Origin of the sequence: Salinibacterium sp. SWN1162 (assembly GCF_015864675.1) — a bacterium.
Lineage (GTDB): Bacteria > Actinomycetota > Actinomycetes > Actinomycetales > Microbacteriaceae > Rhodoglobus.
In genome coordinates this window covers 1,151,363-1,166,128 of the sequence record NZ_JADYWT010000001.1, presented here as the reverse complement: position 1 = coordinate 1,166,128, position 14,766 = coordinate 1,151,363, and the positions used below count along the sequence as shown (strand labels likewise).

The following is a 14,766-nucleotide window of genomic DNA, read 5'->3' as shown; positions in this document are numbered from 1 at the left end:
GAAGCTAAGCGCTGGCGCCAGCGCGGTAACCAACACCGCGAACAGTCATGACAATCTTCGGGTTGTCGGGATCTTCCTCGACCTTTGCGCGCAGGCGCTGCACGTGAACATTCACCAAGCGGGTATCAGCCTTGTAGTGGTAACCCCAGACCTGCTCCAAGAGCATTTCGCGGGTGAAAACTTGCTCCGGCTTCATGGCAAGCGCCAACAGGAGCTCAAATTCGAGCGGGGTCAAATTGATTCTGGCGTCACCTCGACGCACTTCGTGGCCCGTGACATCCAATTCAAGGTCGCCAACGGTCAAGGTGCCGGTGGCAGCATCGCTGGCGGGGCGCAGGCGAGTGCGCACGCGCGCTACAAGCTCCTTGGGGTTGAAGGGCTTGACCACGTAGTCGTCAGCGCCGCTCTCGAGACCCTTGACGACGTCTGCTGTGTCGCTCTTGGCGGTGAGCATGATGATCGGCACGCCCGACTCTTCGCGGATGCGCGAGCAGATCTCAATGCCGTCCATGCCGGGCAGCATGAGGTCGAGCAACACCAAATCGGGCGCGGCCGACTTGAAAGCGTCGTACGCTAACGCGCCGTCTTGGCAGAAAAATGGTTCGTAACCTTCAGTGCGGAGAACGATTCCGATCATTTCTGCCAGGGCAGTGTCGTCATCTACTACAAGAATTCGCGGGTTCACTGTTCCTCGTTACTTTCTAGCTCTCGGGCGAACTGAGTGAGAAGCTTTCGCATAAGAGTAGTCGAGTGTGAAAACATGAGGGAGATTGAAATATTTGCAGTCACCCAATCGAGGATGAGACGTGAGCGACAACAGCCCCTGGCAGTCACCCGATAGCAGCAGCGCCGCTGGCGCCGGGTCGCTTGCACCTCCCACCGCGGCGTCGGCGTATAGCCCCGCTGAAACTGCACCGGTAGCGCCGGGGACGCCGGGTGCAACTCCGCCATTCGTGGCTCCGACTGCCGGCTGGACTCCGCCGCCTAAACCGGGCCTCATCCCGCTGCACCCGCTCGGTCTCGGCGCAATTCTCTCGGCGTCCCTCATGGTGCTGCGCCGCAATCCTCGCCCGACCTTTGGGCTCGCGCTACTCATCATGAGTCTCGTTATGGTCGGCTCTCTCGTTCTTGTCGGCGTTGTGACCTTCAGCGGAATCGAACGTTCGCTGAGCGCCAGCGATGGGGATGCCGCAGCTATCGAAGCCGGCGCTACCGCCGGCGTGATCCTCTCCGCCCTGTTCGCTGTGGCCCTCTCTCTCGTCGGTGGCGCGATTCTGCAGGGGGTCATCTCGCTCGAAGTTGCTCGCGGAACCGTGGGCGAGCGTCTTCGCCTGCGCGGTCTGTGGAACGCCGCCAAAGGCCGCATCGGCGCTCTCATCGGCTGGTCAGCGCTCGTCATGCTCGCGGTCATCGTGGGGATTGCGATTGTGGCTGGCGTATCGGTGTTGTTATTCGCTATCGGGGACACCGCCGGAATCGTGTTTGGAGTTCTGACGATGCTTGGCGGGCTCCTCGTTGCTCTCTTTCTGGCGGCGTGGCTCGGTACCTTCTTCGCGTTTGTACCCAGCGCCCTCATGATCGAGCGTTTGCCGCTGATGCTTGCTATTCGCCGTTCGTGGTCTCTCGTCAAGGGAAACTTCTGGCGTACCTTCGGCATTTTGCTGCTCATCTTGGTCATCGTGAACACGGTGTCGAGCGTCGTCACGGCTCCAGTCAGCTTCTTTGGCGGTCTCGGCATCGGCCTGCTTAATCCGACGGGCAACGAGGAAACAGCTGTCGTGGCATTCGCCGTGATCTACATCGTGTCCATCATTCTTTCGGTCATCATCAGCGCCGTCACCATCGTCATTCAGTCTGCTGCTCCAGCGCTGCTCTATATCGACATGCGCATGCGCAAGGAGGGCTTCGATCTTGATCTGACGCGATTCGTTGAAGCTCGCAATGTCGGCGACCACTCGGTTCCTGATCCCTATCTCACGGCGCAGAGCACGCCGAGCCGAGCCACGCCTGCGTCACCGAACGCTGCTTCATGACAGTGATCGACTCCGCGGTTTCGGCCTGGGTAGGGCTCGCGGGGTTCTCTGCGCGGTCGCTCGCGGGTGACGTACCCGTGGACCCTGACTCCGGCGATGCAACCGGATGGCTCATCGACGAACTCTCGAAAGCTCCCTATCAGGCCGCAAAGCCGACGCTCTTCGACCGGGCATCCAAAGCATTCAGCGACTGGCTAGCGAGCCTTACGATCGGTGACGGTAACGGGATTCCCACTTTCGTTTCCATTGTGCTTCTCTCGCTCGTGGCCATCGCGATCATCGCAGCGATTGTCGTCTACGGGGTGCCGCGGCTCAACCGTAAGAGTCGCCATCAGGACATCTTGTTTGGTGAAACCGACTATCGATCTGCCGCGCAATTGAGAGCGGCAGCCGAGCAATCGGCGGCGCGTGACGACTTCGTAGCCGCTATCGCAGACATGTTCCGTTCCATCGCCCGCGGATTATCAGAGCGCACGCTCGTCACGATGACTCCGGGAACGACCGGGCACGGTTTCGCTGCTCGGGCTTCACGTGTCTTCCCCGAACTCGCTGCGGAATTCGCCAGCAGTGCCGACACCTTCGACCTCATTCGCTACATGCGCAAAACCGCTACTCGCGAGCAATATGAACAACTCCGCGCGCTTGAAGCTCGCGTGCGCGCGACCAAACCCGACTTGGCCGAGGCGACGCTGTGAGCGAATCCGGCACCGATTCGACGGTGCTTACCCCACGCTTGCGCACCACCACTCGCCGCTCGCTGTTCTGGATCGCCGCTGCCATCCTGCTCGTGGTCGTTGCCGTCATCACCCTCAATCTTGCGGGCAATGCCGTTGAGGGCCCGCCGCTAGACCCCACAAGTCCCTACGAAGCCGGAACCCAAGCGGTGGCAGAAGTTCTCCGCGATCAGGGCGTCGACGTCGTGGTGACGACTACCTTGGACGATGCCCGGGCCGCAGCGGATCTCGCGGGAGAAAGCACGCTAATTTTCTCCAACTACGAGGGCTACCTGACCGAAGAACAAGTAGAGGACGCTGCCGGGCTGACCAGCACCGTGATCGTCGCCGAACCTGCGCTCAACGAGCTCCTCGCGATCGCACCAGAGGTAGCGCAGGCGGGCACAAGTTCCGATATCGTTGCCGCCGGATGCACGGCATCCACCGTCGCTCATGCTCCTCAGATCACTGCCGGCCCCAGCGGCTATCGAGTTATCGAGCCGAGCCCCGACATCACCTCCTGCTACGGAAACGATGACGACGGCTACGGGCTCATCATTCTCGATCGGGGCGACACTGAACTGAAGATTCTTGGTGCCACGGACGCCCTAACCAATGGCGGTATTACCGCCGCGGATAACGCGGCGTTCGCACTGCGTCTGCTCGGTGAGAACGACACGCTCATCTGGTACACGCCGAGCTTCCTTGACATTGCCGACGGCGGCGGCACCGCCACCCTTGACGAGCTCGCCCCCGGCTGGGTGCTGCCGGGAACCTGGTTGTTCCTTCTGACCCTGCTGGCCGGCGCACTGTGGCGAGGACGCCGCTTTGGGCCGCTCGTCATCGAAAAGCTTCCCGTGACGGTGCGCTCGAGCGAAACGATGCAGGGTCGTGCACGGCTGTACGCGAAGTCCACCGCCCGGCTTCACACGCTCGACTCGTTGCGCATCGGAACCATCCGCCGCCTCGCAATGCTGTGCGGAATGCCATCCACAGCATCCGTCGATGACGTGATCAACCGGGTTTCACCGCTCGTTGGCCAGCCTCTCGCGCAACTCCAACACCTGTTGCTCGACGCCGACCCCTCCACGGACAACGAGCTCATTAGCCTGTCCGACGAATTGCTCGCACTCGAAGATCGCGTGCGAACCATCATCCGCCCCGCCTAATCGCTTAGCCCCACCGAGCCAGAGATAGAGAAGAATCGAGATATGACTGACGAGCAACTGCGGCACGCATTCACTCAACTACGCACAGAAGTAGGCAAGGCTGTTGTTGGCCAAGATGCGGCTGTCACCGGGCTCACCATCGCGCTGCTCACCGGGGGTCACGTGCTGCTGGAGGGCGTTCCGGGCGTCGCGAAGACGCTGTTGGTGCGCACCCTCAGCCGAGCGCTTCAGCTCGACACCAAGCGTGTGCAGTTCACCCCCGACCTGATGCCTGGCGACGTCACCGGATCACTCGTTTATGACTCCAAATCTGGAGAGTTCGAGTTTCGCGAAGGCCCCGTCTTCACGAACATTTTGCTGGCGGATGAGATCAACCGCACGCCACCCAAGACCCAGTCATCGCTGCTGGAAGCCATGGAAGAGCGTCAAGTCTCTGTCGATGGCCAGTCGTTGAAACTGCCCGTGCCCTTCATGGTGGCTGCGACGATGAACCCGATCGAATACGAAGGCACCTACACGCTTCCCGAAGCTCAGCTCGACCGCTTCTTACTGAAGCTCGTTCTCGACCTCCCCGAGCGAGACACCGAGATTGAAGTTCTTACCCGTCACGCCGCAGGCTTCAATCCTCGCGATCTCGCCGCGGCCGGCGTTACTCCCGTGCTCGATGCGGCAATGCTCGCTGCGGCCCAGGCCGCCGTCACGAAGGTCGGCGCAAGCCCCGACGTCATCGCGTATGCCGTTGACCTTGCTCGCGCCACCCGCCAGAGCCCCTCAGTGAAGCTCGGGGTAAGCCCCCGCGGTGCGATCGCGCTGATCGCGGCCGCCAAGGCGTGGGCTTGGCTCACGGGCGCCGATGCAATCACGCCCGACCACATCCAGAGCATGGTGCTGCCGGTGCTTCGCCATCGGATTCAGTTGCGTCCCGAAGCCGAGCTCGAAGGGGTGTCGGCCGACGTCATTTTGCGATCGATCGTGCAGCAAGTGCAGGTTCCGATCTAACAATGGCAATTTCTGGATGGTTCGTTGCTCTCGTGGCGCTCGGCATAGTGCCGATCGTCGTCACCGGCGAACCCATCGTGCTCGTGTACTGGTTACTCTTCGTAGCGGTTCTCAGCACGCTGGACCTGATTCTGGCCATATCGGTGCGCGGGCTACGATTCGAGCGCACCTCGCCCGACCGAGTGCGACTCGGCGAGACCACAGGCTCTGCGCTGCGAATCACGAACCCCACCCCTCGACGCCTGCGCGCGATCGTGCGCGACGGTTGGCAGCCGTCAGCGGGAGCCCAGAGCAATCGCGCAACGCTGACCATCCCCTCGGGCGAACGAAGGGAACTCACTACGGTTCTCACTCCCCTTCGCCGGGGAACTCGAGAAGCTGCTCACGTGACGGTGCGGTCGTACGGGCCCTTGCGACTCATCGCCCGGCAAACCACCGTGAGCGTTCCGGGAAGCTTCACGGTGCTGCCGCCGTTCAACTCGCGCAAGCATCTCCCCTCTCGCCTCGCTCGCCTGCGCGAACTCGATGGCGCCACAAGCGTAATGATCCGCGGCCAAGGCACTGAGTTCGACAGCCTGCGTGATTACGTTCGCGGCGACGATGTTCGATCGATCGACTGGCGTGCCACTGCGCGCCGCTCTGAACTCGTGGTGCGCACGTGGCGACCTGAGCGCGACCGACGTGTGGTGATTGTCGTCGATAGCGGCCGCACATCCGCTGCGCGAATAGACGATGAACCGCGCATCGATACCGCTTTCGAATCTGCACTTTTGTTGGCGGCACTCGCCTCCAGTGCCGGTGACCATGTCGACTTCATGATTTACGATCGCCGAGTGCGTGCTCGTGTTCAGGGTGCGACTGGCCCCGATTTGCTCTCGAAAATGGTCAACAGCATGGCGCCAGTTCAGCCCGAACTCATCGAGATGGACTGGAACGCCGTGCCGAACCTTGTGCGGCAAGCAACAACGCAGCGCGCGCTTGTGGTGATTGCCACCACCGCCGAGTCCCCCGGAGCCTCGCACGGCCTGCTCGCGATGCTGCCCCAGCTCACCGCCAAGCACACCGTTGTAGTGGCATCCGTTACCGATCCATCGATCGTGGATGCCACGCTCGATCGATCCTCGCGCGACACTGTGTACCTCGCCGGCGCCGCCGAACGCGCACTGCTAGATCAGTCACGAGTGGCCGGTGCGATCAACCAGCTCGGGGCATCCGTAGTCTCACGACGCCCCAGCGAATTGCCGCTCGCGCTTGCCGATCACTACATCGCGTTGAAAGCCGCCGGAAAGCTCTAACCCGCAGTCAGTTCGCGACGATGTGCGTTGCTCCAGCATCAAACTCACTGAGGTCACCCGTGTTGCCAGCGCGAGCGCTGCGCCCCCCAAGGATCCATTGGTACGCCAAGAAACCTGCAAGAGCGACCGTGCCGATGCCGATCTTGATCGGCCATGGCCAATCTTGACGGGTGACATAGCCTTCGATAACGCCCGAAACCAGGAGGGCAAGCATGATGCCGATGACGATGGTGAACAGCGCGCGGCCGTTATGCGCGAGGGCCTGCGCTCGTGTGCGAGCACCAGGCGCGACCCAGGACCAGAAGATCATCATTCCGGCCGCACCGGCGACGAAAATCGCGTAAAGCTCAAGCTGGCCGTGCGGCGCGATGTAGAGAAAGAAGACGTCGAGGCGATCGAACTCGTTCATGATTGCGGCGGTGAAGCCCAACTGCTGAGCGGTATTGAAAAGAAGGTACGGCACGTAGACACCGACAATGCCGAACGCGATTTCTTGAGCGGCGATCCACGCGTTGTTTGTCCACACGAAGCCGGTGAACGATCCGCCGGAGTATTCGGAGTAATAGCCGACAAAATCGTCTTGCGCGAGAGCTTCGCGCTCGGCGGGAGTACCGAAGTTGGCCAAAAGCTGGGGGTTGGAGATGGCCCACCACGCAAAAAGGAACCCGATGAAGAAGGTTGCTGCGGCGAGAATGAGCGACATCCATCGCACCCGATACAACGCGGCCGGAAGCTGGGCGATGAAGAACTCAGGCAATTGGCTCAACAGATTGGCGGCGGCACCCGTGAACGAGAGCCGGGCGCGACTCAGTGTCAGAGACAGACGATCAGCCTGAACTGACTGGCCGGTGCTCGTCTTCATCGCCGACAGGTGCGTGGCACTCGCCTGGTAAAGATCGATCAACTCATCGGCTTCAGCGCCAGAATATCGACGTTGAGCGGCCAAATGGGCAAGGCGGTCCCAGTCTTCGCGGTGCGCGGCTGAGTAAGAGTCGAGATCCATCTGCTTAAATGATGTCATGCCGAGCCCACAAACGACCACCACCTTCGCATATGGGGACGAACCCGACGAGCTCATCACCGGAGAGGCTGTTGCTTTAGAGCTACACTCGGCCAGTTTCGTGTTGCGGGCAGCCGGCGCCATCATCGATTTTCTGGTCTACGGTGCCGCGCTCATTGGGCTGCTGATCGGCGCATTCGCTTTCGCGAGCGCCGCCGGGCTCGACCAAGCTATCGGCACCGCTCTCACTGTTGCATCCACTGTGCTGTGCCTCGTCGTGATCCCCGCAACGGTCGAGACACTGAGCCGGGGCAAGTCACTCGGTAAGCTCGCGATCGGAGCTCGAATCGTGCGCAACGACGGTGGCGCGATCGGCTTTCGCCATGCGTTCATCCGCGCTCTCTTGGGGGTGTTGGAGGTCTTCATGACCGCGGGAGGTCTAGCCGCCGTTGTCGCACTGCTCAACACGCGAGCACAACGTCTTGGTGACCTCGTCGCGGGTACGTACAGCCAGTACGAGCGGGTGTCGAAGTTCGCTAACCCGGTGGTTCAGCTGCCCGGCCAATTGGCGGAATGGGCGCTTACGGCCGATGTAGCCAAGATGCCGGATGCTCTAGCTCGGCGCATCTCACACTTTCTGGTCGCCGCCCCCGGCTACACCCCGCTCACTCGTCGGCAGCACGCCACCTCTTTGGCACACGAAGCAGCGGCCTATGTGTCGCCCCTGCCCCACGTTGAGCCCGAAGTTTTGTTATCGGCGGTGAGCGCCGTGCGTCGGGAACGCGAGAGTGCTGCGTTAGCGGGCGAGCAACGACGCCTAGACGCGCTCGAACCCGCTCTCACGAGTGTTCCGCGCGGGTTCCCGAGCGACCGCGGCTAAGCCGCAACTGCGACAGCGACAACGTCAGCAACAACATCGGCGACGTGACGGAGACGGCTGCGAAAACGGCAGGCTTCCGCCGTACCGACTCACGTCCTAGGCGCGAATGATCGCGAGTGCTCGATCGCGTATGACCTCGAGCGTCTGCTCAGAGTCAGCTTCAGCATTCAGACGCAACAGCGGCTCGGTGTTCGAGGGCCTGACGTTGAACCACCAGAACGAGTCGCCCTCGGTCGCAGTTCCGGTAACGGTGAGGCCATCGAGCTCATCGAACTCTGCCTCTGCCGCGAAGGCCTCGCGGATGCGGGCAGTAGCGGCAGGAACATCGTCCACCACCGAGTTGATTTCGCCGCTGGCCGCATAGGGCGAATAGCGAGCGGAGAGCACCGAGAGGGGTTCGGGCTGCGAACCAAACTCCGCCAGCAAGTGCATGGCAGCGAGCATCCCGTTATCGGCGCCCCAGAAGTCGCGGAAGTAGTAGTGCGCCGAGTGCTCGCCGCCGAAAATTGCTCCCGTTGCCGCCATCTGATCTTTGATGAGAGAGTGGCCGACGTTGGTGCGCACGGGGATCGCCCCCGCGCCTTCGATCGTTTCGGCCACGATACGTGAGGTGATGAGGTTGTGGATGACACGGATGTCGCCCTCGGGTTGCGAAGCCCGCACGCGCTGAATTTCCCGCAGCGCCACGACCGCAGCTACCGCGCTCGGACTCATCGGGTTGCCCTGCTCATCGACGACAAAGCAGCGATCAGCATCGCCGTCAAAAGCAAGCCCGAGGTCGGCACCCTGCTCGAGCACCGCTTTTTGGAGATCAACAATGTTGGCGGGGTCGAGCGGATTCGCTTCGTGGTTGGGGAATGTTCCGTCGAGCTCGAAATACATGGGGATGATCTCGATGGGCAATGGCGAAAGTCCTGCCGCAGTCGAGAGCACGGCGGGCACCGTCATACCGCCCATGCCGTTTCCGGCATCTACGACGACACGGATCGGGCGGATACCGGTCAGATCAACGAGGGTGCGCAAATAGCTCGCGTAGTCGCCGAGCACGTCAACCTCTCGCTGGGAGCCCGGGGCCGCAACGGCGGGGATTCCCTCGGCCAAATAAGCCTGAGCACGGTCTCGAATTGACTTGAGGCCTGTCGCAAAGCTGATGCCTTGGGCTCCGGCGCGGCTGAACTTGATGCCGTTGTAGGTCGCCGGGTTGTGGCTTGCCGTAAACATGGCGGCAGGGGCATCCATGGAGCCGGATGCGAAATAGGTCTCGTCGGTCGAGCAGAGTCCGATGAGAACGACATTGCCCCCGCGAGCACGAGCACCGGCCGAGAACGCGGCGGCGAAACGGGGTGAGGAGTCGCGCATGTCGTGACCGACGATGACCTCGTGGCCCGCGGCATCCACTTCATCAATGAACGCGGCCCCGAGCGCTTCGACTACCTCGTCGGTGAGCTGGGTGCCCACCAGGCCACGAACGTCATAGGCCTTGATGAAGGGGGCGAGATCGATGGGGTTAGCTTTGCTCATGCCCCAAAACTACATGGCGAACGACCTGCCACCCCTGAGGCACGGAGAGTCGTTCGGCATGGCGAGCACAGAGGTCGTAGGTGTGCGGTTCAGCGCTGTAGCTCAGCGGCCCCAAAACAGCCATTGAGTCGGCATAAACATAGGTCAAGGTGGCGACTGCTTCGGAGTTGCAGGCGACCTTGCTGCACGGGCGCTGATTCATTGTGAGCCCTAGCCTACGACTGTGCGCCCACAGATGGTCAACTAGCCGCCGTAGAATGAGCCCGTGGCTAGATCATCGAAGCGGGAGTCGACGCGCTCTGTGCGCGGAAACTGGCGCGACCGACACGGGCGCGGCATCCGTGCCGCCGTCACCGGCCCGCACTTGCCGTTGCTCAGCAGCCGCAACGGAAACTTCGAGATGACCGTTGCCTCCGCCGCCCAGTTTCTGAAAGAAATGTGGCCAGAAGAGCTGGCGGATGCCCGCTTCGAGATCGGCCTGATGCCGGGCAGCAATCCTGAAGGTTCCGCCGTCGAGCGCTGGCATGTCAATCGATCCGAGAACCGCATTGTGCTCTATCGCTTGCCCATCGAGCGGATGGCCCGGCTGCACCGAGACGACGAACTGCACAAGCGCATGCTCATCGAGAGTTGTGTCTTTCGCGCGGTAGCCGAATACGTCGGCAAAGATCCTTGGGAACTGGCGCCCAATCGATTCCGGCACTTCTAGAGTGTGCACGCTCTGAGATCTGTCAGAGCGATCGGCCGCTGCGTTATTACGGGAAGACCGTGAGCGGTGACGAGCCTGGAGTCTGAGGGTCAATCGCGTAGGAGGAAAGAAAACCGTTCTCGGCCTGAGTAACACTGGCAAATAGCCGATCACTGTTGCTGGCCGTCAGGGTGTCGCCGTTATCGACGGGAAGACGCAGCGTCTGTCCCGCGTCGATGACGTACTCCTCGGATTCTTCGCCCGGGACAGCAAGCTCGAGCGTCACTCCTACCTCGGAGGGGTTCGCGATGTTTAACACCGCGTCCAGGCCGGTCGCAATGGTGAGCTGGGTATCGCCCGTCACAGGCGCGCTAGCGGTAAACCACGCAAAATCAGTGGCCGTAACTTCGCCGGAAGAGTTGAGCTTGCCCGAGGTTGTTCGGGCTGCGGCGACAATCGGGTCTTCAGATTCAATCGCCACTGTGTACTCGCCCGTCGCGAGCTCTTCGATCGGGATGTCCGTGACGACTCCCGCACTGAGATCGAGCGTGAAGGTGATGGGGTCACGGTCGGTGTCTGCGGGAGTGAGAGTTGCCGTCATCGTGGTCGGCTCATCTCCCGGAACAAAGACTCGGATGGCGGCAATAACGTCATCCGTTTGCTCCGCAGAACCCCGCAATGCTTGAACAGCTTCGAGATTCGTGACGACCATGCTGGGAATCACGAGAGTGCGAGACGGCGCTTGAGTTTGCCCCACGATCTCGACACCACCAGCGTCGAGCCCGCGAACGATCGTCTGCTGAAGCTCAGCGGTGATCTGGCCGCCCGTGCTCGTCACGTGCACGACCGGAGAGGACGCTCCTGGCACAAAACCGGCGAGGGACAGCACGCGCTGCCCGTTGGGCGGGACAACAATTCCCGCGGTGCCGGCAGCCGAAACCGTGCCACGCTCGTCGTAAATATCGAGGGTGACGGTAGAGGCAACTTCAGTGGGGTTGATCAACGAAATCAGCGTCGATCGCCCGGTCGTGGTTGCGCCACCAACTAGCCAGCTATCGCCGCCGACAGCGCGGCAGCCCGCCGAGGCAAAACCCTCGTAGTCTCCGACTGAAACTGACTGCGATTGCGCACCACTCAGGCGCATTTCTGACTCGGGAGACTGGGCATCCGGGGCAGCGCTGAGAACGAGAGGTTCCGCTACTGATTCCCCTTGTTGAGCATCGGATGCGGTGATGCGTGCCTGCTCGACGGAGCCGGCGCTCGACGCGAACCGTGTGACGGCTTGCCCCAGAGTGAACACGCTGGATGCCTCAGCGCCCGAGTCGTCGGAGAGCCTCAAGAGCGGTCCGGGGCACGTCAACTGCTGGGCCGTCGGCACGGGCACGATGATTTCGCTCGGCGCTGACGCGCTAAAAGACGGAATTTCGAGAAAGCTCGACCCCAGAATTGTCGCCGCGGCCACGCCAATGCCGACAGCCCCCAGGGCGACTCGAGCGCCGACAGCGGCGATCGCTTTCGCTGAGACTGGGCGCCGCGTACTCGACTCAGGTTCCGGCGCACCGGTCAATTCTTGATCGTCGTCGAATTCGGCGCCGGTCGGCTCGTTCGGCAAAGCCGAAGCTTCATCCGGGGTGATCTCGTTGTCGATCATTCGTTCGCCTCAATCACGGTGACGGCGCTTTCGGCTTTCGCCGCTTTCACTCGCCGGCGGCGTGTAGTCGGAATGGCCAGCAACAGAGTGAGCCCAAAGACGAGTCCTTGGCCAGCCAGCACGATCTGCCCCCAGCGAGATTCAGTGTTGCTTGCGCCCACGGGGATCTCTTTATCTTGCAGATCGGGGTAGTGCCAGAGGTGTCCCTGTGCCGTATCGCCAATGGGGTTGAGAAGGCTATTGCCGTCGAGCGCTTCGATGATGCGCTGACGTGTTTCTGCGATATCCGCGTTACTGCCCGGCGTCAAGACAACGAACGCTACTTGCAGGTCGTTGAGCTCGCGGGCGATTTCATAGCCGCTGCGTGATGCGATGTTGCCCGCGAGGATCGCGTTGCGCACTTCAGCCTCAGAGAGTTCGGTACTGGTAGCGGCCAGGGTGGATTGTTCGTCAAGTCCTGATCCTCGACCACGGTGCAGGTCGACCGTCATGGTCGAATCCGACGTCACCGTGAGTTGCAGCGTGCCGAGACCATCGCGCTGGGTGGATTCCGCCGAAACGAACGCGGGCAAGAGCCGCCCGTTGCTCGTGGTGACCGGGCTCATCCCCGAAGCGAGCAACCAGAGTGGTGCCGCAGCGAGCCCCAAAATACCGACTAAGGCCACGAGCGCCGGAAGGGTGGCATGGCGATCGAGATTGTCTATCGCGACCGTCACTGCGCCGCAGAGCCCAAGCCAGTACAGGCTGAGGCCCGGAGCTGCCCACAGTCCAACTTCAGACTGACCCGACGCGCTCACCGACACGTGCGTTGCCGCGACAGCCGTCACAAACCCTAAGAGGGCCAAGGCGAGCGAAGGTACCGCGCGGCGTGTACCGGGCACGAAAAGGCTCATCAGCGCGAGGGCTGCAAACGGTGCGAGCATGAGCGCGACGAGCAATGGCCCGTAGCGGTCGTTGAGACCGAGAGCGGCCAGCAAAGAACTCCACCCGTTGGAACCGGGAACAACGCTACTAATCGCGAGCTGCCAGCCGGTGGAGGCTTCGCGCGCAACGGGCACACCGGGATCAGCGAAGATCGCCCAGAAGTTGCCGCGGCCCCACTGCTGAATCACGAGCGGAGCAAAAAGCGCTGCGGCGGGAATCACAATCCACAGCAGACGGTGAGTGGACTTCGGACGAATAATGATCCACGCGACGAGAGCGATCAGCAGCGCGGGAAGCAAGCTGGGAGCAGAGGCAGTGACCGCCGCAAATAGCAGTGCGGCCAGCGCAGACATCGCCCAGTTGTGAGCGGCGCGGAGCACCGCGAGCACGAGCCACGGCAACAGAATATGGGCGAGAACCGCGCCGAGCTGGCCTTCTCCGAGCGAGATCAAGAAGCTCGGCAACACGGTCCACGCGGCGGCGGCGATCGTGGGCGCCCAGGTACGTTCCGAAATGGCGGCCGCGCACAACCACGCAGCGAGCGCTGCCAAAGGAAGCGCTACGAGGTAAAGCAGCACGATACTGAACGAAGGGTTCCAGAAGGTGAGAGAGCCGAGTACTGCTAGCACTACCGCAAACGGATCAGCGGCGACGACCTGTTGCGCTAGGTCATTCCAGCCGTAACCGACGTGCGCCCAAAGTTCAGAGACAGTGGTCGACAGCGGCAGCAGGCCGCCACCAGTCAGCGCCTGCGCATCCACGAATCGTGAGAAGACGAGCATGCCGAGGATGCCGGCCAAAAGCACAGTCCAGGCTCCGCCGTTACTGAAGAACTTCGGCCTCGCAATGTCGAACGCAGCGTCGGGAGCGTTGCCGTGACGCTCGTGGGCACGCCGCTCGCGAAGCTCAGCCCACGACATCCGCAGCGGATTAACTGCCGCGAATCCGACCCTTTTATTGCGGCGAAGATTGCGACGAGCAGCTACCACTCCCCCATCGAAAATAGCGGCGAAAGCAGCCGCAAATTCTCCGGCGACAGCCGAAGGCTGCTTCGCCACAAGGTGACCAAGGGAACGAAGAATTGCCAGCGGCAACAGCGTGAGCCAGTGCAACGGAACAGCAAGGCTGGGCGCGTACACCAGGCGACGGTGCAACTGAGCGAACCGCTGGAGCCGGTTGTGCGCGGCGGCCGAAACGGAACGCTTGCCGAACAGCTCGGGGCCGCCAGCGCTGGCCACACGCGCATCTGCGACGGCGATCACGCGATGGCCGGCCAACCGAGCGCGCACGCAGAAATCGAGAGCCGCGTCCACCGACGTGAGCTTGGGATCAAATCCGCCCAGTGCATTCCACACCTGACGACGAACGAGCATGCCCGCGCCGGCCACGCCGAGGGTGTCGGTCTGCACGTCGTGCTGAGCTTGGTCGAGTTCGTCAGTGACGAGGCCAACGGCCCGGCCGAGCGGCGTCAGAGTTTCGCCGAAGTTTGAGATCACCGATGGGTTGTCCCAGCGCACGAGTTTGGGGCCGGCAACCCCCACAGACGGTGCGATCTCCACGGCACCGAGCAAGGCGGCTAAAGCGTGAGGATCCGGTGCGCTGTCATGGGTCAGCAGCCACAGCCACTCGTTTTCAGCCGATTGCGGCACTGCGCTGTGCAATGCGGAAGCAACCGCGCTGCCGAATGTTCGTTGATTATGAGCATCCGCGATCTGGGCCGACCCTGAATTCGCCATGATCGAGAGGGAGTCGTCGCTCGAGTCGGCGTCGACGGCCATCACCGAATCGGGTCGGCGAGTTTGAGCCGCGATCGCGGCAAGGGTGCGTGGCAAATACTTCGCACCGTTGCGGGCGACTAGTACTGCGGTGACTCTCGGCTGCATTTGTTTGAGA

The 14,766-nt window shown here is 62.0% G+C and carries 13 protein-coding genes; 7 read left to right on the top strand and 6 right to left on the bottom strand.

Going from position 1 to position 14,766, the window contains the following annotated elements; translation table 11 throughout:
* Positions 1–4 precede the first annotated feature (4 nt).
* Positions 5–685 carry an MtrAB system response regulator MtrA gene (gene mtrA, locus I6E58_RS05450; RefSeq protein ID WP_129071921.1) on the bottom strand — a complete coding sequence of 227 codons (681 nt, stop codon included), beginning with the start codon at positions 683–685 and terminating at the stop codon, positions 5–7.
* Between the two features lie 121 nt (positions 686–806).
* Here mtrA and I6E58_RS05445 point away from each other — a divergent pair, with 121 nt between their 5' ends.
* From I6E58_RS05445 to I6E58_RS05425, 5 genes are read left to right on the top strand one after another with little or no spacing between them, the layout of a single operon-like run.
* Positions 807–2,033: a glycerophosphoryl diester phosphodiesterase membrane domain-containing protein gene (locus I6E58_RS05445; RefSeq protein ID WP_246837394.1), complete on the top strand. Its 1,227-nt coding sequence runs from the start codon at positions 807–809 to the stop codon at positions 2,031–2,033.
* Positions 2,030–2,728: a DUF4129 domain-containing protein gene (locus I6E58_RS05440; protein ID WP_129071922.1), complete on the top strand. Its 699-nt coding sequence runs from the start codon at positions 2,030–2,032 to the stop codon at positions 2,726–2,728. The genes I6E58_RS05445 and I6E58_RS05440 overlap by 4 nt, the downstream gene beginning before the upstream one ends.
* Positions 2,725–3,915: a DUF4350 domain-containing protein gene (locus tag I6E58_RS05435; protein WP_197131207.1), complete on the top strand. Its 1,191-nt coding sequence runs from the start codon at positions 2,725–2,727 to the stop codon at positions 3,913–3,915. The genes I6E58_RS05440 and I6E58_RS05435 overlap by 4 nt, the downstream gene beginning before the upstream one ends.
* A 42-nt stretch (positions 3,916–3,957) precedes the next feature.
* Positions 3,958–4,914, top strand: coding sequence for a MoxR family ATPase (locus tag I6E58_RS05430; protein ID WP_129071924.1), 957 nt, complete (start codon positions 3,958–3,960; stop codon positions 4,912–4,914).
* Positions 4,915–4,916: 2 nt separating this feature from the next.
* Entirely contained in the window at positions 4,917–6,209 is a 1,293-nt protein-coding gene (locus tag I6E58_RS05425) for a DUF58 domain-containing protein (RefSeq protein ID WP_197131205.1), read from the top strand.
* 7 nt (positions 6,210–6,216) lie between these two features.
* Here the strand turns inward: I6E58_RS05425 and I6E58_RS05420 are convergent, their stop codons facing one another.
* Complete coding sequence (locus I6E58_RS05420) at positions 6,217–7,212, bottom strand: stage II sporulation protein M (RefSeq protein WP_129073512.1); 996 nt, start codon at positions 7,210–7,212, stop codon at positions 6,217–6,219.
* 16 nt (positions 7,213–7,228) lie between these two features.
* Between I6E58_RS05420 and I6E58_RS05415 the strand changes: the two genes are divergently transcribed.
* Positions 7,229–8,089: an RDD family protein gene (locus I6E58_RS05415; protein WP_129071926.1), complete on the top strand. Its 861-nt coding sequence runs from the start codon at positions 7,229–7,231 to the stop codon at positions 8,087–8,089.
* 96 nt (positions 8,090–8,185) lie between these two features.
* Here I6E58_RS05415 and I6E58_RS05410 read toward each other — a convergent pair whose 3' ends face one another.
* Positions 8,186–9,610, bottom strand: a complete 1,425-nt coding sequence (locus I6E58_RS05410) for a phosphomannomutase/phosphoglucomutase (RefSeq protein ID WP_197131202.1) — start codon at positions 9,608–9,610, stop codon at positions 8,186–8,188.
* Positions 9,597–9,812 (bottom strand): DUF3499 family protein, encoded by a 216-nt coding sequence (locus tag I6E58_RS05405; RefSeq protein ID WP_100388473.1) that lies wholly within the window; start codon positions 9,810–9,812, stop codon positions 9,597–9,599. Before I6E58_RS05405 ends, I6E58_RS05410 begins: the two co-directional genes overlap by 14 nt.
* A 63-nt stretch (positions 9,813–9,875) precedes the next feature.
* On the opposite strand from I6E58_RS05405, the gene I6E58_RS05400 reads away from it, so the two are divergent.
* Entirely contained in the window at positions 9,876–10,319 is a 444-nt protein-coding gene (locus I6E58_RS05400) for a metallopeptidase family protein (RefSeq protein WP_197131199.1), read from the top strand.
* A gap of 46 nt (positions 10,320–10,365) precedes the next feature.
* Here I6E58_RS05400 and I6E58_RS05395 read toward each other — a convergent pair whose 3' ends face one another.
* Entirely contained in the window at positions 10,366–11,949 is a 1,584-nt protein-coding gene (locus I6E58_RS05395; RefSeq protein WP_197131196.1) for a DUF5719 family protein, read from the bottom strand.
* Positions 11,946–14,756 carry a glycosyltransferase family 2 protein gene (locus tag I6E58_RS05390; RefSeq protein ID WP_197131193.1) on the bottom strand — a complete coding sequence of 937 codons (2,811 nt, stop codon included), beginning with the start codon at positions 14,754–14,756 and terminating at the stop codon, positions 11,946–11,948. The genes I6E58_RS05395 and I6E58_RS05390 overlap by 4 nt, the downstream gene beginning before the upstream one ends.
* Between the last annotated feature and the right edge of the window lie 10 nt (positions 14,757–14,766).